18 protein-coding genes are annotated in these 17,399 nt (G+C 63.4%); 11 read left to right on the top strand and 7 right to left on the bottom strand.

What is annotated here, in order from left to right; translation table 11 throughout:
* Window positions 1–5: 5 nt before the first annotated feature.
* Genes lexA through AC07OF_RS20700 form a run of 4 tightly spaced genes read left to right on the top strand, consistent with a single transcriptional unit; the run spans window position 6 to window position 5,748 of the window.
* Window positions 6–626, top strand: coding sequence for a transcriptional repressor LexA (lexA, locus tag AC07OF_RS20685; RefSeq protein ID WP_157193104.1), 621 nt, complete (start codon window positions 6–8; stop codon window positions 624–626).
* Window positions 626–1,243: a translesion DNA synthesis-associated protein ImuA gene (gene imuA / locus AC07OF_RS20690; protein WP_157193103.1), complete on the top strand. Its 618-nt coding sequence runs from the start codon at window positions 626–628 to the stop codon at window positions 1,241–1,243. The genes lexA and imuA overlap by 1 nt, the downstream gene beginning before the upstream one ends.
* A 6-nt stretch (window positions 1,244–1,249) precedes the next feature.
* Window positions 1,250–2,665 (top strand): Y-family DNA polymerase, encoded by a 1,416-nt coding sequence (locus tag AC07OF_RS20695; protein ID WP_157193102.1) that lies wholly within the window; start codon window positions 1,250–1,252, stop codon window positions 2,663–2,665.
* On the top strand, window positions 2,641–5,748 hold the full coding sequence (locus AC07OF_RS20700) for an error-prone DNA polymerase (protein ID WP_198325365.1): 3,108 nt from the start codon (window positions 2,641–2,643) through the stop codon (window positions 5,746–5,748). The genes AC07OF_RS20695 and AC07OF_RS20700 overlap by 25 nt, the downstream gene beginning before the upstream one ends.
* On the opposite strand, the gene AC07OF_RS20705 is transcribed toward AC07OF_RS20700, so the two are convergent.
* Both AC07OF_RS20705 and AC07OF_RS20710 read right to left on the bottom strand, forming a co-directional pair.
* Window positions 5,745–6,566, bottom strand: coding sequence for an aldo/keto reductase (locus AC07OF_RS20705; RefSeq protein WP_495073385.1), 822 nt, complete (start codon window positions 6,564–6,566; stop codon window positions 5,745–5,747). The genes AC07OF_RS20700 and AC07OF_RS20705 overlap by 4 nt on opposite strands.
* Entirely contained in the window at window positions 6,554–7,459 is a 906-nt protein-coding gene (locus AC07OF_RS20710) for a LysR substrate-binding domain-containing protein (protein ID WP_157193099.1), read from the bottom strand. Before AC07OF_RS20710 ends, AC07OF_RS20705 begins: the two co-directional genes overlap by 13 nt.
* Before the next feature lie 137 nt (window positions 7,460–7,596).
* Here AC07OF_RS20710 and AC07OF_RS20715 point away from each other — a divergent pair, with 137 nt between their 5' ends.
* From AC07OF_RS20715 to AC07OF_RS20725, 3 genes are all read left to right on the top strand, one after another.
* The gene (locus AC07OF_RS20715) at window positions 7,597–8,295 is read left to right on the top strand and encodes a CoA transferase subunit A (protein ID WP_038612479.1); all 699 of its coding nucleotides are present in this window, start codon (window positions 7,597–7,599) and stop codon (window positions 8,293–8,295) included.
* A 36-nt stretch (window positions 8,296–8,331) separates the two neighbouring features.
* Window positions 8,332–8,988 carry a CoA transferase subunit B gene (locus AC07OF_RS20720; protein WP_038612478.1) on the top strand — a complete coding sequence of 219 codons (657 nt, stop codon included), beginning with the start codon at window positions 8,332–8,334 and terminating at the stop codon, window positions 8,986–8,988.
* 143 nt (window positions 8,989–9,131) lie between these two features.
* Window positions 9,132–10,562 carry a short-chain fatty acid transporter gene (locus tag AC07OF_RS20725; RefSeq protein ID WP_495073386.1) on the top strand — a complete coding sequence of 477 codons (1,431 nt, stop codon included), beginning with the start codon at window positions 9,132–9,134 and terminating at the stop codon, window positions 10,560–10,562.
* Window positions 10,563–10,719: 157 nt separating this feature from the next.
* Here AC07OF_RS20725 and AC07OF_RS20730 read toward each other — a convergent pair whose 3' ends face one another.
* Together AC07OF_RS20730 and pdxR are read right to left on the bottom strand one after the other, a co-directional pair.
* Window positions 10,720–11,157, bottom strand: coding sequence for a carboxymuconolactone decarboxylase family protein (locus AC07OF_RS20730; protein ID WP_495073387.1), 438 nt, complete (start codon window positions 11,155–11,157; stop codon window positions 10,720–10,722).
* A 102-nt stretch (window positions 11,158–11,259) separates the two neighbouring features.
* Window positions 11,260–12,690 carry a MocR-like pyridoxine biosynthesis transcription factor PdxR gene (pdxR, locus tag AC07OF_RS20735; protein WP_157193097.1) on the bottom strand — a complete coding sequence of 477 codons (1,431 nt, stop codon included), beginning with the start codon at window positions 12,688–12,690 and terminating at the stop codon, window positions 11,260–11,262.
* Window positions 12,691–12,855: 165 nt separating this feature from the next.
* Here pdxR and AC07OF_RS20740 point away from each other — a divergent pair, with 165 nt between their 5' ends.
* Window positions 12,856–13,098: a DUF2790 domain-containing protein gene (locus AC07OF_RS20740; protein ID WP_157193096.1), complete on the top strand. Its 243-nt coding sequence runs from the start codon at window positions 12,856–12,858 to the stop codon at window positions 13,096–13,098.
* Here the strand turns inward: AC07OF_RS20740 and dkgB are convergent.
* Window positions 13,095–13,898 (bottom strand): 2,5-didehydrogluconate reductase DkgB, encoded by an 804-nt coding sequence (gene dkgB, locus AC07OF_RS20745; RefSeq protein WP_495073388.1) that lies wholly within the window; start codon window positions 13,896–13,898, stop codon window positions 13,095–13,097. The two genes, AC07OF_RS20740 and dkgB, sit on opposite strands and share 4 nt — an antisense overlap.
* 160 nt (window positions 13,899–14,058) lie before the next feature.
* Between dkgB and AC07OF_RS20750 the strand changes: the two genes are divergently transcribed.
* Window positions 14,059–14,679 (top strand): TetR/AcrR family transcriptional regulator, encoded by a 621-nt coding sequence (locus AC07OF_RS20750; protein ID WP_038612464.1) that lies wholly within the window; start codon window positions 14,059–14,061, stop codon window positions 14,677–14,679.
* 229 nt (window positions 14,680–14,908) lie between these two features.
* Window positions 14,909–15,538 carry a heme-binding beta-barrel domain-containing protein gene (locus AC07OF_RS20755; protein WP_495073389.1) on the top strand — a complete coding sequence of 210 codons (630 nt, stop codon included), beginning with the start codon at window positions 14,909–14,911 and terminating at the stop codon, window positions 15,536–15,538.
* Between the two features lie 12 nt (window positions 15,539–15,550).
* Here AC07OF_RS20755 and AC07OF_RS20760 read toward each other — a convergent pair whose 3' ends face one another.
* The gene (locus AC07OF_RS20760; RefSeq protein ID WP_157193093.1) at window positions 15,551–16,030 is read right to left on the bottom strand and encodes a GNAT family N-acetyltransferase; all 480 of its coding nucleotides are present in this window, start codon (window positions 16,028–16,030) and stop codon (window positions 15,551–15,553) included.
* 123 nt (window positions 16,031–16,153) lie between these two features.
* Between AC07OF_RS20760 and tam the strand changes: the two genes are divergently transcribed.
* The gene (gene tam, locus AC07OF_RS20765) at window positions 16,154–16,918 is read left to right on the top strand and encodes a trans-aconitate 2-methyltransferase (protein WP_232478189.1); all 765 of its coding nucleotides are present in this window, start codon (window positions 16,154–16,156) and stop codon (window positions 16,916–16,918) included.
* Between the two features lie 9 nt (window positions 16,919–16,927).
* On the opposite strand, the gene AC07OF_RS20770 is transcribed toward tam, so the two are convergent.
* Complete coding sequence (locus AC07OF_RS20770; protein WP_495073390.1) at window positions 16,928–17,305, bottom strand: DUF2784 domain-containing protein; 378 nt, start codon at window positions 17,303–17,305, stop codon at window positions 16,928–16,930.
* Window positions 17,306–17,399 lie beyond the last annotated feature (94 nt).

The raw sequence follows: 17,399 nt of genomic DNA on the forward strand, positions 1-17,399 counted from the left end.
TACAAATGTACTCCATGAACAGATTATCGCCCAAACGCAGCGCCATCCTCACTTTCATCCGTGAGCGGATTGCCGATCATGGCCAGCCGCCGAGCCTGGCCGACATCGCCACAGCCTTCGGCTTTGCCTCGCGCAGTGTGGCGCGCAAGCATATCCAGGCCCTGACCGAGGCCGGTTTCATCGAGGTCACCCGCAACCAGGCCCGCGGCATTCGCCTGGCCGGGGCTCTGCGTCGGCCCGAGGTCCTGGAAATTCCGGTGCTGGGACAGGTGGCCGCAGGGCGGCCCATCGGCCCGGACGTTGATATCCACGAGCAGCTCATGCTCGACGCCCAGCTGTTCAGCCGTTCGCCGGACTACCTGCTCAAGGTACGTGGCGACTCGATGCTCGATGACGGCATCCTCGACGGCGACCTGGTCGGCATCAAGCAGCAGGCAGAAGCCCGTGACGGGCAGATCATCGTCGCCCGCCTCGATGGCGAGGTGACCATCAAGCGTTTCGAGCGGGTCAGTGCCCAGCAGTACCGTCTGCTGCCACGCAACCCGGCCTATGCGCCGATCGAGGTCGGTCCCGGTCAGGACTTTGTCATCGAGGGCGTGTTCTGCGGCCTGGTGAGGCGCGGCTGATGGGCGCGGTGCTCAGCCTCGAGGGCCTGCTCGACCAGCAACGGGTCTGGAAGGGCCGCCCCCAGGCCCAGCCCCAGGGCCTGCAGCCCACCGGTCATGCGGCGCTGGATACGGCATTGCCGGGCGGTGGCTGGCCGCCCGGCGCGCTCACCGAGGTGCTGCTCAGCGTTGAGGGCTGCGGCGAGCTGCAATTGCTCTGGCCCAGTTTGGCCCGCCTGACCGCCAGCGCTGAGCGGGTGGTGCTGATTGCTCCGCCGTTTATTCCCTATGCACCGGCCTGGCAGGCGGCGGGCGTCGACCTGCAGTGGCTGACCCTGGTCGAGACGGCACCGGCCGATGCGCTCTGGGCCGCAGAGCAATGCCTGCGCTCAGGTAGTTGTGGCGCTGTGCTGTGCTGGCCGCACAAGGCCGACGACCGCGCCTTGCGCCGCTTGCAGGTAGCGGCCGAAAGTGGCCAGACCCTGGCCTTTGCCTTGCGTCCTCTGCAGGCGGCGTTGAACCCGTCACCGGCGGCGTTGCGCATTGCCATTGATGCCCGCCCGGCCCAGTGGCGGGTACTCAAATGCCGGGGCGGGCTGGCCCCGGCGCTGCCCATTGCCTGCCCCGGGCGAGGCTGATGGATCATGCTCTGGGCCTGTATCCTGCTGCCGCAGCTGGCGCTCGACGCTGTGCTGCGCGGGCGCGCCGACCCCGACACGCCACTGGTGCTGCTCAGTGGCCCGCCCCAGCGCCGTCTGCTGCAGGCGGTCAACCCGGCAGCGGCGGCTCTCGGTCTGCGTGCCGGGCAGCCGTTGACCACGGCTCAGGCGCTGGCGGGCAATTTCACTTGCGTCGACCATGACCCGGCCGCCATCGACGCCTTGCAGCAACTGCTCGCCGCCTGGGCTTACCAGTTCAGCTCCCAGGTCAGCCTGCATTACCCGCGGGTACTGTTGCTGGAAGTCGAATCCAGCCTCGGTCTGTTCGGCCCCTGGCCTGCCTTCGAAGCGCGTTTGCGCGCCGAGCTGAGCGCCCTGGGGTTTCGCCACCGTATCGTCCTGGCCAGCAACCCGGTGGCCGCGCGTATGCTCGCCAACTGCCACGATGGCCTGGCGCTCGATTGTCCCGAGCAGACCCGCGCCGCCCTTGAGCAATTACCTATCGAACGGGTCGGTTTGCCAGCGGAGGCGGCCAGCGCCTTCACCCGTATGGGCCTGCGCCGGCTCGGCCAGGTCATGGCGCTGCCCCGCGAGGCTCTGGCCCGGCGTTTTGCCGCGGCGGTGCAACTGCACCTGGACCGTCTGCTGGGCTTACGGCCCATGGCGTTGACCTTCTACCTGCCGCCGGACCGCTTCGATGCCCGTCTGGAGCTGAATTTCGATGTCGAGTCGCACCAGGCCTTGCTCTTTCCGCTGCGCCGTCTGATCAACGATCTGGCCGCGTTCCTGGCGGGCCGTGACAGTGGCGTGCAGCGTTTTACCCTGCACCTGGAGCACGCCGAGGGCGCCGATACCGATGTGGCCGTTGGTCTGCTGGCCGCCGAGCGTGACCCGCTGATGCTGTTCGAGCTGGCCCGTGGGCGCCTTGAGCAACTGCAACTGAGGGCCGCGGTACGCAACCTGCGCTTGCTGGCTGAAGACCTGCCGGCCTTTGTCCCGCAGCACCGCGAACTGTTCGAGCCACGCCCGCAGCAGAACCAGCCCTGGGAACAACTGCGCGAACGCCTGCGCGCGCGTCTGGGCGACACGGCGGTGCATAGCCTGTCGGCCCAGGCCGATCACCGTCCGGAGTGCGCCTGGCGCCTGGATAATCCGGCCACCCTGGCAGCGGCTGCTCCGGCAGCGCTGCGTCCGGGCTGGCTGTTGGCTGAGCCCCAGGCCTTGCCGGGCGTGGGCGTGCAACTGCTGACCGGCGCCGAGCGGATCGAGTCCGGTTGGTGGGATGGTGGCGATGTGCGCCGCGACTACTACCGGGTGCAGACCCCCACCGGGCTGTATGCCTGGGCCTACCGCAACCTCGGTGAAGACGGGCCGTTGTGGCTGCAGGGCTGGTTTGCATGAACACGCCAGTGGCTTACGCCGAACTGCACTGCCTGTCGAACTTCAGTTTCCAGCGCGGTGCCTCCAGCGCCCAGGAGTTGTTCCGCCGCGCCCGTCAGCAGGGCTACCAGGCCCTGGCCATCACCGACGAGTGCACCCTGGCCGGAATCGTCCGGGCCTGGCAGGCGGCGAGGGCGGTGGAGCTGCCATTGATCGTCGGCAGTGAAGTACGCCTGGATGATGGGCCCAAGCTGGTGTTACTGGCGGAAAATCTGCTCGGTTACCAGCACCTGTGCCGGCTTATCACCCTGGGCCGGCGACGGGCGCAGAAGGGCGCCTACCAGCTGCTGCGTGAAGACTTCGATACCCCGCTGGAGGGACTGTTGGCCCTGTGGCTGCCGGATGAAGGCGAGCAGGACCTGGCTGTCGGCCACTGGTTGCGTGAGCGCTTCGCCGAGCGCCTGTGGCTGGCGGTCGAGCTGCACCGTGGCGCCGACGATGGGCTGCGTCTGCAACAGTTGCTGGCCCTGGCCGCGTCCCTGGAACTTCCCGCTGTAGCGACGGGCGACGTGCACATGCATGCCCGAGGGCGGCGTGCCTTGCAGGACAGCATGACGGCGATCCGTCATCACTGCAGCGTGGCCGAGGCCGGGCAACGCCTGTTCGCCAACGGCGAGCGTCATTTGCGTCCACTGCCGCAACTGGCCGAGCTGTATCCGCAGGCGTTGCTCGATGAAACCCTGCGCATTGCCGCCCGCTGCCGTTTCGACCTGAGCCAGCTGCGCTACCAGTACCCCCGCGAGCTGGTGCCCGCCGGGCAGACGGCCAGCGCCTGGTTGCGCCACTTGTGCGAACAGGGCCAGCGCTGGCGCTGGCCCAACGGTCTCGAAGAGAAAGCCCGTCAGGCGCTGGAGCACGAACTTGAGCTGATTGCCGAGCTGAACTACGAGAGCTATTTCCTTACCGTTCACGACATCGTCAAGTTTGCCCGCAGCCAGGGCATTCTCTGTCAGGGCCGTGGCTCGGCGGCCAATTCGGTGGTGTGTTTCGTGCTGGGCATCACCGAGCTGGACCCGATGCGCAGCCACCTGTTGTTCGAGCGTTTTCTGTCGCGCGAGCGCGATGAGCCCCCGGATATCGATGTCGATTTCGAACACGAGCGCCGTGAAGAAGTCCTGCAGTACGTGTTCAACCGTTACGGCCGTCACCGCGCGGCATTGACCGCCGTGGCCAGTACCTACCATGCTGCCGGCGCGGTGCGCGATATCGCCCGGGTGCTGGGCTTGCCGGTGGCGCAGATCAACGCGCTGGCCGACTGTTGCGGACGCTGGAGCGATCGCTTGCCGCCGCCCGAGCAACTGCGTGAAGCCGGCTTTGACCCCGACAGCCCGTTGCTGCGCCGGGTGCTGGCGTTGACCGGCGAATTGATCGGCTTTCCCCGCCACCTGTCCCAGCATCCGGGCGGTTTCGTGATTTCCGAGCAGCCGCTGGACACCCTGGTGCCGGTGGAGAACGCCGCGATGGAGGGGCGTACGGTCATCCAGTGGGACAAGGACGACCTCGACCTGGTCGGCCTGCTCAAGGTCGATATCCTTGCCTTGGGCATGCTCAGTGCCTTGCGCCGTTGTTTTGACCTGTTGTACCGCCATCGCGGCCGTGAACTGAGCCTGGCGCAGATCCCCGCCGATTGCGCGGCCACCTATGAAATGATCGGCCGCGCCGACACCATCGGCGTGTTCCAGATCGAGTCGCGGGCGCAGATGGCCATGCTGCCGCGGCTCAAGCCAGAGAACTTCTACGATCTGGTGATCGAAGTGGCGATCGTTCGCCCCGGGCCGATCCAGGGTGACATGGTCCATCCTTACTTGCGCAGGCGCCAGAAACTGGAAGAGGTGACTTATCCATCACCGGCGCTGGAAAAAGTCTTCAAGCGCACCCTCGGCGTGCCGCTGTTCCAGGAGCAGGTGATGGAGCTGGCCATGGTCGCGGGCGGCTATTCGGCGGGCGAGGCCGATCAGTTGCGTCGGGCCATGGCTGCCTGGAAACGTCATGGCGGCCTGGAACCACACCGCGAACGACTGATCAGCGGCATGCTCGGCAATGGCTACAGCCGCGAATTCGCCGAGCGGATCTTCGAGCAGATCAAGGGCTTTGGCAGTTATGGCTTTCCCGAATCCCACGCCGCCAGTTTTGCCTTGCTGACCTACGCCAGTTGCTGGCTCAAGTGCCATGAACCGGCGATCTACGCCTGTGCGTTGATCAACAGCTGGCCGATGGGCTTCTACAGTCCCGACCAGATTCTTCAGGATGCCCGTCGTCACCGCATCGAGATCCGTCCGGTGGATGTCTGCCACAGCGATTGGGACTGCAGCCTGGAACCGGGGGCAGGGCAGGCGCTGGCCATTCGCCTGGGGTTGCGGCAGGTTCGCGGCTTTCGCCAGGACGATGCCCGGCGTATCGAACAGGCCCGGAGCGCGGCTGCCTGGCGTGATGTCAGCGATCTCTGCCTGCGTGCGCAACTCGATGCCCGGGCGCGCGAACTGCTGGCCGATGCCGGTGCCTTGCGCGGGCTGGCCAGCGACCGTTACCGGGCGCGCTGGAGCGTGGCAGCGGTGCAGGCGCAGCTGCCGTTGTTCGCCGGGGTCGATGCTCCTGAGGAGGCGCCTGTGAGCTTGCCGCAGCCATCGATCGGCGAGGATATGTTCGCCGACTATGCCAGCGTCGGCACCACCCTGGGCCCGCATCCGCTGACCTTGTTGCGCCGCCGTCTCGACGTGCTGGGCTGTCGCAGTTCACAGGCACTGGAGAGCGCCGAACATGGCGACAAGGTCAGCGTGGCGGGGCTGGTGACTGGCCGCCAGCGCCCGCAGACCGCCAGCGGCGTCACCTTCGTCACCCTTGAGGATGAGTTCGGCAATGTCAACGTGGTGGTCTGGCGCGACCTGGCCGAGCGTCAGCGCCGGGCCCTGGTCGGCTCACAGTTGTTACGGGTGAGCGGACGGCTTGAGTGTGAAAGCGGGGTACGCCACCTGATTGCTCAGCGCCTGGAAGACCTCAGCCCGCTGTTGCAGGGGCTGGATGTGCGCAGTCGGGATTTTCGTTAGAGCATCGCCAGCGGCTGTTTGCGCGTCGGCACCGGAAAGGCCCGGTCAATAGCGCGCAAGTCTTCGCTATTAAGGGTCAGGCTGGCCGCCGCCGCATTCAGCCGCACATGTTCCGGGTCCACGGCCTTGGGGATGGCGATCACACCGTCTTGACGCGTCACCCAGGCGAGGCTGACTTGGGCCGGGGTGGCACCATGGCGCTCGGCGATTTCGCTCAGGGTCGGGTGTTTGAGCAAACGCCCGGCCTGGGCCAGCGGACAATAGGCCATGGTCGGCAACTGGCGTTTGTGGCTCCAGGGCAGCAGGTCGAACTCAATGCCGCGCTGGGCGGGGTTGTACAGGACCTGGTTGGTGGCGCAGTCGGGGTTTTGCAGCTCGCGCAAGTCGTCGGTGTCAAAGTTCGACACGCCCCAGCGGCCGATCTTGCCCGCTTCACGCAAGCGTTCGAAGGCCTCGACGGTTTCCTCCAGCGGATACTGGCCGCGCCAGTGCAACAGGTACAGGTCGATATGGTCAGTGCCCAGACGCTTGAGGCTGCGCTCGCAGGCTGCCGGGATGCCGTTGCGGCTGGCGTTGTGCGGGTACACCTTGCTGACCACGAAGACCTGATCACGACGCCCGGCGATGGCCTGGCCGACCACCTGCTCAGCACCGCCTTCGGCATACATCTCGGCTGTATCGATCAGTGTCAGGCCCAGCTCGATACCTTGCTGCAGCGCCGCCACTTCGCGGCTGCGCTGGCTCGGGTCTTCGCCCATGTACCAGGTACCCTGGCCGATGGCTGGAACGTTTTGGCCGGCAAACTTCACTGTACGCATGTCATCTCCTGAGGGCGGGCTTGTTCTTGTAGTACATCGAGCAGCGCCTGGGCTGCTGCCGAGAGTTTATGGTCTGCCAGCAGGGAGACGCCAATGCGCCGTTCGATGATCGGCTCGACCAGTGGCACGCAGCGGGCGCCAAGTTCCTGCATCTGGCCGATGCACAAGGCCGGAACGGCGCTGACGCCCAGGCCGTTGGCAACCATGCGGCCGATGGTCGACAGCTGATGGCTCTCGAAGGCCACCGCCAGCTTGCCATGCTCGGCCGCCAGGGCCTGCTCCAGCAGCAAGCGCACCGCCGAAGGCCGCTGCAGGGCGATGAAGTCTTGCGCCAGCAACTCGCGCCAGCTGACCTGGGCTTGCTGTGCCAAAGGTGAATCGGTGGGCACCACCGCGACGAAACGGTCCAGGTACAGCGGCTTGAACAGCATCGGCGCGCTGGCCTCGGGTTCGATACCGATGCCCAGCTCGACGCGGCGATGGCGCACCAGTTCCAGCACCTGCTCGTTGATCACGTCATGCACCGTGACATTGACCCGCGGGTAGCGCTGGCGAAACACCTTCAACACCGCCGGCAGCAGGTTGCCGGCAAAGGCCGGCATGGCGGCAATCGACACCCGCCCCAGCTGCAGGGTGAAGCGCTGGCGCAGCAGTTCTTCGGTGTTGTCCCAGTCGGCCAGCAACTGCCGGGCCAGGGGCAGCAGCACTTCGCCCTCCGGGGTCAGGCTGACACTGCGGGTGGTGCGGCTGAGCAGGGCGCCGCCGAGGTTGTCTTCCAGGGCTTTAATGGTCAGGCTCAGGGCCGGTTGCGACAGATGCAGGTGCTCGCCGGCCTGGGCAAAGCTCTGGTATTTGGCAACGGTGACAAAGGCGCGCAACTGCTTGACGTTCATCGGTGTGATCTATTCTTTTGAAAAATTAATCAAACAATCATAAAAACAAAATTAACAAATAAGTCGGTTGGGGTGAAGATGCGTCAAACGCTTACCGACACCCCTGTCGGTTCAACAACTACAAAAGGCGGATCAGCATGGCCGGACTGGACAAGCGCGTAGCAACCTATGAACAGGCTCTTGAAGGCCTGACCGACAACATGACGGTACTGGCCGGTGGATTCGGCCTGTGCGGCATCCCGGAAAACCTCATCAACGAAATCAAGCGCCGTGGCGTCAAGGGCCTGACCGTGGTCTCGAACAACTGCGGCGTCGACGGCTTTGGCCTGGGCGTGCTGCTTGAGGACCACCAGATTCGCAAGATGGTCGCCTCCTATGTCGGCGAGAACGCCGAATTCGAACGCCAGCTGCTCAGCGGCGAGCTGGAAGTCGAACTGACCCCACAAGGCACCCTGGCCGAGAAAATGCGCGCTGGCGGCGCCGGCATCCCGGCGTTCTTCACCGCCACCGGCTACGGCACGCCGGTTGCCGAAGGCAAGGAAGTACGCGAGTTCAATGGCCGCAAGTACATTATGGAAGAAGCCATCACCGGCGACTTCGCCATTGTCAAAGGCTGGAAGGCTGACCACTACGGCAACGTGGTGTACCGCAACACCGCGCAGAACTTCAATCCGCTGGCCGCGACCGCCGGCAAGATCACCGTGGTCGAGGTCGAAGAGATCGTCGAGCCGGGTGTCCTGCTGCCTACCGAGATCCATACCCCGGGTATCTACGTCGACCGGGTGATTGTCGGCACCTTCGAGAAGCGTATCGAAAAGCGCACCCTCAAAGCCTGAACCGTCCCCGAACAGAACAACAAAGAGATCCTGACCATGGCACTTACCCGCGAACAAATGGCCCAGCGCGTCGCCCGCGAACTCCAGGACGGCTACTACGTCAACCTCGGCATCGGCATCCCGACCCTGGTGGCCAACTACGTCCCGGCCGATATGGACGTGATGCTGCAGTCGGAAAACGGCCTGCTGGGCATGGGCGAATTCCCGACCGAAGCGCAGCTCGATGCCGACATGATCAACGCCGGCAAACAAACCGTGACCGCCCGCCGTGGCGCGTCGATTTTCAGCTCCGCCGAATCCTTCGCAATGATCCGTGGCGGTCACGTTGACCTCACGGTGCTGGGCGCTTTCGAAGTGGACGTGGAAGGCAACATCGCCTCCTGGATGATCCCCGGCAAGCTGGTCAAGGGCATGGGCGGCGCCATGGACCTGGTGGCCGGTGCCGACAACATCATCGTCACCATGACCCACGCCTCCAAGGACGGCGAGTCGAAACTGCTGCCGCGTTGCAGCCTGCCGCTGACCGGTGCCGGTTGCATCCGCAAGGTGCTGACCGACCTGGCTTACCTGGAGATCGAAAACGGCGCCTTCATCCTGCGCGAGACCGCGCCGGGGGTGACGGTGGAGGAAATCATCGAGAAGACCGCCGGCAAGCTGATCGTGCCGGATGATGTCAAAGAGATGACCTTCTGATTTGAGTTTTTTGTAGATTTTTCTGGCCTCATCGCTGGCAAGCCAGCTCCCACAGGTTCGGTGTACCCAGGACCTTGTGGGAGCTGGCTTGCCAGCGATGGGGCCTTGTGTCGTTCCGATAAAATCAAAAAAAGGAAAACCCCGTGGCCGCTGAAATCCAAGACAGCCGCTCCGCTCGCTTTGCCCTGCGTTGCTCAAGCTGGGCCGAACGCTGGTTCCCCGACTCCTGGGTGTTTGCCGCCCTGGCAGTCATACTGGTCTCCGTTGCGGCCCTGGCCATGGGCGGCAAGCCTACCGATACCGCCAAGGCCTTTGGCGACGGTTTCTGGAGCCTGATTCCCTTCACCATGCAGATGGCCTTCGTGGTTATCGGCGGTTATGTGGTGGCCAGTTCTCCCCCCGCAGTCAAATTGATCGACCGCCTGGCGCGGCTCCCGAAAAACGGTCGCTCGGCGGTGTGCTGGGTGGCGCTGATCTCGATGCTGGCGTCGTTGCTCAACTGGGGCCTGTCGCTGGTGTTCGGCGGCTTGCTGGTACGCGCCCTGGCGCGCCGCACCGACCTGCGCATGGACTACCGCGCCGCTGGCGCTGCCGTTTACCTGGGCCTGGGTGCCGTCTGGGCCCTGGGCCTGTCGTCGTCGGCGGCGCAGTTGCAGGCCAACCCGGCCAGCCTGCCACCGTCGATTCTGGCCATCACTGGCGTGATCCCGTTCACCGAAACCATTTTCCTCTGGCAGTCGGGCGTAATGCTCCTGGCGTTGGTACTGGTTTCCCTGGTCGTGGCTTACGCCACCGCACCGGGGCCGGGCAGTGCCCGTAGCGCTCAGGATTGCGGCATCGACCCCAGTTTTTCGCTACCACCGCCGCCGCAACGCACCCGGCCGGGCGAGTGGCTGGAATACAGCCCGATCCTGATCCTGCTGCTGGTAGCGCTGGCGGCGGGCTGGTTGTACAACGAGTTCACGACCAAACCTGCGATCACCGCGATTTCCGGGCTGAACACCTACAACCTGTTGTTCATCATGCTCGGTGCCTTGCTGCAGTGGCGTCCGCGCAATTTTCTCGACGCAGTCGCCCGCGCGGTGCCGACCACCACCGGGGTGCTGATCCAGTTCCCGTTGTACGGCTCGATCGCGGCAATCCTGACCCAGGTTCAAGGGGTCGATGCGCAAACGTTGGCGCATCACATCTCGACTTTCTTTGTGCAGATCGCTACCCACGACACCTACGCGCTGCTGATGGGCGTGTACTCGGCGGTGCTGGGCTTCTTCATTCCTTCCGGTGGCGGCAAGTGGATCATCGAAGCGCCGTACGTGATGCTGGTGGCTAATGACCTGCAGTACCACCTGGGCTGGGCGGTGCAGATCTACAACGCCGCCGAGGCGCTGCCGAACCTGATCAACCCGTTCTACATGCTGCCGCTGCTGGGGGTGCTGGGCCTGAAGGCGCGCGACCTGATCGGCTTCTCCTTCGTGCAGTTGCTGGTGCATGTTCCGCTGGTGCTGTTCCTGCTGTGGCTGCTCGGTACCACACTGCAATACACGCCACCGGTGATGCCGACGCCGGCCGGCTGATCGACACTAACCCCGAGCACCCTGCAAATCCTGTGGGAGCCGGCCTTGCCGGCGATCGGGCGCGAAGCGGTCGCAGTGCAGCCAGCGCTCGATGTGCTGGCTGCACTGGCCTCATCGCCGGCAAGGCCGGCTCCCACAGGTTGCCCGCAAACTCTGATTAGCTGGGGATCATCGCAAAGCCGACGCCGAAACGGTTCCAGGCGTTGATGGTGGCGATGGCCAGGGTCAGGTTGGCCACCTCGGCTTCGCTGAAGTGTTCGAGCAGGGCGCGGTACTGGTGTTCCGGTGCATGGCGGTCAGGCAGGCGGGTCAGGCTTTCTGTCCAGGCCAGGGCCGCACGCTCACGGGGCGTGAAGAAAGCAGTATCTTCCCAGACACTCAGGGTTTGCAGGCGGGCCTCGGTTTCGCCGGCCTTGCGCGCATCATTGGCGTGCATGTTGACGCAGTAGGCACAGCCGTTGATCTGCGAAGCGCGCAGGCGGATCAGCTCCAGCAGCGAGGTTTGCAGCCCGGACTTGCCCAGGGCCATTTCCAGGCCGACCATTGCCTTGTAGGCCTCAGGCGAGTGCTTGGCCCATTCGATACGATTGCTCATCTCTGTTCTCCGGTAAGTTCCGCATCAGGCGGCGATGGCACTACCTTAGCGCCGCTGCGCTGATGCTCGAATAGCCAATTGCGGTGAATCTCAGGAGGCCAATCAACCGAGGGTCTGCAAGGTGTCACGCACCCGGTCGAGGGCCGGGTCGATGTCCAGTAACTCGATCGCGCCAAAACCCAACAACAGCCCGGAACGTACCGGTGCCTGGGCATAGAAGGGCGCCAGCGAGTAGAGCCCGACTTCGACCTTGCGCGCCATGTTGATCAGGAACTCCACTTCCAGACCACCCTTGGTCAGGGCGCTCAGGTGGTAGCCGGCAGTGGCCGGAATCACCTCGAACCAGGGCGCCAGGTCGCCCTGCAAGCGTTGCAGGATCCGTTCGCGACGCGCGGCATAGACCTCATGCACGCGGCGGATATGCTTGAGCAACGCGCCTTCACTGATAAAGCGGGCCAGGGCCCACTGATTCAGGGTCGGGGTGTGCCAGTCGGTCAGTTGCTTGGCAACACAGATGGCTTCGCGCAGGGCCTCGGGGACGATGGCGTAGCCCAGACGCAGTTCCGGCAACAAGGTTTTCGAGAAGGTCCCGACATAGGCCACCAGGCCATGGCGGTCCATGCTCTGCAGCGAATCGGTGGGCCGGCCTTCGTAGCGGAATTCGCTGTCGTAGTCGTCTTCGATGATGATCGCGCCCAATGCCGCAGCGCGTTCCAGCAAGGCCTGGCGACGTGCCAGGCTCATCGGCATGCCCAGCGGGAACTGGTGCGAGGGGGTGACGTAGATCAGCCGGGTGCCTTCGGCGATCTGCTCCACGCACAGGCCCTGGTCATCCACGGGCACGTACTGCAGCAGCGCGCCCTGAGACAGGAACAGCTGGCGTGCCGGGGTGTAGCCGGGGTCTTCCATGGCCACCCGGCAGCCAGGCTCGATCAGGATCCGGGCGATCAGGTCGAGGGCCTGCTGGGCGCCGTTGCACACCAGTACATCGCTACTGTGACACCGCACACCGCGGGCGAAGGCGATATGCCGGGCGATGGCTTCGCGCAGCTCCGGCAAACCCTGATGGGCTGCGTAGCGGGCGCTACCGCGACGGATCTGGCGCAGCGCGTACTGGTTGCAGCGGCGCCAGTCATCGAAAGGAAACTGGGCCTTGCTCGAAGCACCGCCGATGAAGTCGTAGCGCAAGGTACTTGGCGCCAGGTCAGCCAGCAGGTTGGATCGGGAACGCCATTTGGCCAGGGTCGCGGCGCTTGCCAGGGGGATGGCGGGGCCTGCGGGTGCTAAACGGGTCGAGGCCGGGGTAATGAAGGTGCCCTTGCCGACCTTGCCGCTGAGCAGGTTGTCGTAGGTCAGGCGCGAGTAGGCTTCGGCCACGGTCTTGCGTGACACACCCAATTGTTCGGCCAGCAGCCGGGTTGGCGGCAGTTGCGTGCCGGCGGCCAGGCGCCCGCTGTCGATACCCTCGCGCAGTTGCTGGTAGAGCTGTTCGGCCAGACCTTTGCTGCCTTGCAGGCTGATGTGAAGTTCCATGCTGGGGTGAATCCGTGCGCCATTGACTGGCATCGAGATTACCCGATTTACCCTGAAACTGCCGTTGATCCCCTCGGCCGACGCCTTGGCGCAGGCGCGCCACACTTTAGAAGTCGGGGTTCTCCGGCACGTCGGCGAACCTCTTGCGCACACAGGAGCGTCGCCATGTACCTGCGAACTCTGCTGGGCCTGGGGCTGTTGCTTACAGCCAGCGCCCAAGCCGCCGAATCAATCGCTGTGTATCACTACGGCATGCCGCTGGATATCGCTCGGGTGGTGGCCATGAGCGAGCCTGAAACCGACCTCTGCGATGTGGTGCAGGCCAGCATGGTCTATATCGACTCGGCCGGCCGGCAACACACCCTGCAGTACCTGAAGCTGGCCCTGGCCTGCAGCGATCAAGGTTAGTCCCAGGCCGGTGCCAGGCTTTCCGGGCTGGTCAGGCGCAGGCCGCTGTCGAGGGCGGCGATTTTCGCCATGTCCGCATCGCTGAGCTTGAGCTCGCGGGCCTTGAGGTTGCTGGCGAGATTCTCGCGGCGGGTCGAGGACGGGATTACCGCATAGCCCAGCTGCATGGCCCAGGCCAGGGTGACCTGCGCCGGGGTGGCGTTGTGTTGCCCGGCGATTGCCTGGATCACCGGATCTTGCAGAACCTTGCCATAACCCAGGGTCATGTATGAGGTCACGGCGATGCCCTGGCTGTGCATGAACTCGACCAGCTTGCGGTTTTGCAGGTAGGGGTGCAGTTCGATCTGGTTGGTGGCGATGGCGTCTTTGCCGACCACGTCGATGGCCTGACGCAGCAGGTCGATGGTGAAGTTGGACACGCCGATCTGACGGGTCAGGTCCTGGTCACGGGCTTCGGCCAAGGCGCTCATGAACTCGCTGACCGCAACAGCGCCTTTGGGCGATGGCCAGTGGATCAGGGTCAGGTCCAGGTAGTCGCTGCGCAGCTTGCTCAGACTGTCCTTTAGGCTGGGGATCAACTTGTCGGCGCTGAGGTTTTCGATCCAGATCTTGCTGGTCAGGAACAGCTGGTCGCGTGGGATGCCGCTGGCGGCAACGGCGCTGCCGACTTCGGCTTCGTTGCCGTAGATTTGCGCGGTGTCGATGGCCCGGTAGCCGAGTTCCAGGGCCTGGCTGACCGAGTCGATCACCACCTGGTCTTTAAGGCGAAAGGTACCGAGGCCGAGCAGGGGAATGGACATGGGAAGGCTCCTTGTGAAGGGCTGTTGAAATGAGGCGTGCAGTATTGCGACTGCGCGCCTGAGGAAAAATCCCTGCGCCGACACAACTTTTTTGCCGCCGACGCACGAATCGGCAGAGCCTGGTGGTAGCCTTGCAGCGTCAGTCGCAATGGATCTGGTCATGACCCAGCACAAGCTCAGCATTCGCCAACGCAATGTCGACAATATCCTCCTGGCCGCCGAGCAGGTCTTTGCTGAGAAGGGCTACGCCGGTACTGCCATGGCCGACATCGCCGAGGCGGCGCAGTTGCCACGCAGCAATGTGCACTATTACTTCAGCACCAAAGCCGAGCTGTACCAGGCGGTGTTGTTCGGCCTGCTTGAAGTATGGAAGCAGGATGCCTTGTGCTTTGAGCTTTACGACGATCCGCGCATCGTGCTGAGCAGCTACATCCGCGCCAAGATGAACCATTCACGCACGCGTCCCTATGGTTCCAAGGTCTGGGCCAACGAGATCATCCATGGCGCGCCCAACCTCGGCGCGGCGCTGGACGACCCGTTGTATGACTGGGCCAAGATGAAGGAAGCGAAGATCCGCCAGTGGATCGACGATGGCCGCATCCTCGCGGTGGAGCCCTCGGGGCTGTTGTACATGATCTGGGCGTCGACCCAGCACTACGCCGATTTCAGCCATCAGGTCGGCTTGCTCAACGACCACCAGCCGCTCACCGACCTGCAGTTCGAGCGAGCAGTGCAGACGGTGACCAGTGTGATCTTGCGCGGGATCGGTCTGGAGCCATGAACCCAAGTAATTATTGTCTTGCCGAAGTGCCAATTTCGTGACGCATGGTTAGCACTAATTAGTGTGCGCAGTAGTTACCAATTTAATATATCTATGGGGCTGATGCATTTAACTTATCGCGGGGTTCTGGTGTGATTTGACTTGTGTCAAAAGCACTGTGGGTATTGAGACGATAATCGGCAAAAGCAAATAAGTACTTCGAAAACTCAATATCAAACAGGTAATCCTCATGAAAGCCAGGTCACTCGCTTTTGCGCTTATTCTTGCAGCGCCCTCTGTTTCATTCGCCCAGAGCACAATCATCAATGGTCTTGATTTTGGCCCATTGGCGAAGTTCGCCGGTTCCTGGAAAAGTGATGAAGCGGGTGGGGTCGACATCGCGCCAGGAAAAACCGGATCTCTGGTAGGCAAGGGCGGTGTTGCCGTAGAGCCGTTCTATGAAATCAGGACATTCGAACCGGTCGCAGATGCCGAGAATGCCAGCGATCAATACCTGGTGGCCATGTATTACAAGCAGGAAGTATTCAGAAAAAGAGATGATGCAAAAATCCACGATCAGCGCGGTTATTTGATCTATGACAAGAAAAGAAACATGGTGTACAACTCTTATTGCATTCCGCGCGCCGTGTGTGTAGTTGCTGAGGGAACGGCCGGCGAAAAAATGGAGTTGAAGGCAATGGCCAGGGGTGTTGCTGAATCAGATTATATGACGAAGAATGACAAGACGACAAACTTCGCCATGACCTTCGATATCACGGGTTCGACGATGAAATACACACAGACAATAAGTTTGCATGTATACGGTGAACCCTTCGAGCATGTTGACTCCGGGGTGCTTTATAAAGTGGCCGCCAAGTAGGCTGCCTCATCGTTAACGCCCGGCAAATGCCTTCAGCCCGTCACCTTCCAGGCGATAGCGCACCCACTCGTCTTGCGGCTGGGCTCCCAGCGAACGGTAGAACTGGATTGCCGGCTCGTTCCAGTCCAGCACGCTCCACTCCAGGCGGCCACAGCCGTTTTCGCAGGCTTCCACGGCGATATGGCGCAACAGCTGTTTACCCGCACCCCCGCCACGTTGGTCGGGGGTGATGTACAGGTCTTCGAGGTAGATGCCGTTGCGTCCCAGCCAGGTCGAGTAACTGTAGAAGTACACCGCGTAGCCGATGGCCTTGCCGTCACGCTCGCAGATCAGGCTCAGGGCCTTGGCGCCGTCGTCGAACAGGGTGCGTTCGATATCGGCGACGCTGGCGATCACTTCGTGGCGGGCGCGTTCGTAGTCGGCAAGCTCGGTGATGAAGGCAAGAATCTGGGCCGCGTCGTCGCGGCGGGCAGGGCGGATGTGCAAGGTCATGGCAGGCTTCCGGCAGCTGGACTGATGGCGCTCATGTTAAAGGCAAGCGCGTGGCAATAGGCGAATTGTGCCGGGCATTCTATGCTGCTTGCGACTTTTTCACTGACGAACAAGGACTCAACAATGAGCTGGTCCGCGACGCAGTACAGCACCTTCGAAAACGAGCGCACCCGACCGGTACGTGACCTGGTGGCGGCATTGGTGCAGCAGAACATCCGCACGGCCGTCGATCTGGGCTGCGGCCCGGGCAATTCTACCCAGGTCCTGGCCGAGCGTTATCCGGCGGCAGCAGTCAGTGGCATCGACAGCTCCGAGGACATGCTCCGGGCCGCACGCCAGCGCCTGCCAACTATCGACTTCGCCCTGGGTGACATTGCCAGCTGGACCGCGCCCGAGGGTGTGGATGTGATCCTCGCCAACGCTTCGCTGCAATGGCTGCCCGATCATGCCGAGTTGTACCCGCAGCTGGTCAGGCAACTGACCGAGGGCGGCAGCCTGGCCATCCAGACCCCGGACAATCTCGACGAGCCGGCCCATCGCCGGGCCCGCGAGATCGCCAGCCAAGGCCCATGGGCTGACAAGATCGCTGCAATCAAGCATCCGCCACGGCATACCGCCGCCGAGTACTACGACATCCTCAGCCCCCATTGCCGCCAGGTCGAAGTGTGGCGTACCACCTATTACCATCCTTTGACCGGCGGGGCACAGGCGGTAGTGGAGTGGTTCAAGGGCTCCGCCTTGCGTCCGTACCTGGCGGCACTGGACGGCGATGAACAGCAGGGCTTCCTCACGGATTACCTGCATGCCATGGAGAAAGACTACCCGCCAGCGGCTGACGGCAAGGTGCTGTTGCCATTCCCGAGGCTGTTCATTGTCGCTACGCGCTGAAGGCCGGCTTCAGCGGCTGGGCTGCCGGCGCGGCCACTGGCGGATTACCTGCAGGTAAACCAGGGCATTGACCAGTACCACCACCGAGCCCAGCAACACCTGAATACCCGGCGTCAGCCCCGCTGGGTAGATGACCGGCAGAATGTAATGCTCGATGAAACCGCCTTCGTAACCGGCCTGGCCCGCAGCCTGACGCAAGTGGTTCTCCCAGTCGGTGAGCGGGCAGAACAGGTGAAAGAATTCCACCGCGATGCCCCAGCACACGGCCGGCAGGTGCCACCACAAAACCCCGCGCCATTTGAGCACCAGCAAGCCGCCGAACAGCACGAACAGAATGAACAACAGGTGAAACAGCACCAGACCATCGGCGCTCAGGCGGTACAGCATGGCAGCGGCTTCCTCGAGACAAACATTCCTTGTACGCACCATGATAGAGGCAAACCGCCAAGGGCCGTCGCGGCCTGATGACAGGCGTTGTCCT

The organism is Pseudomonas sp. GW821-FHT10B02, from assembly GCF_059415665.1.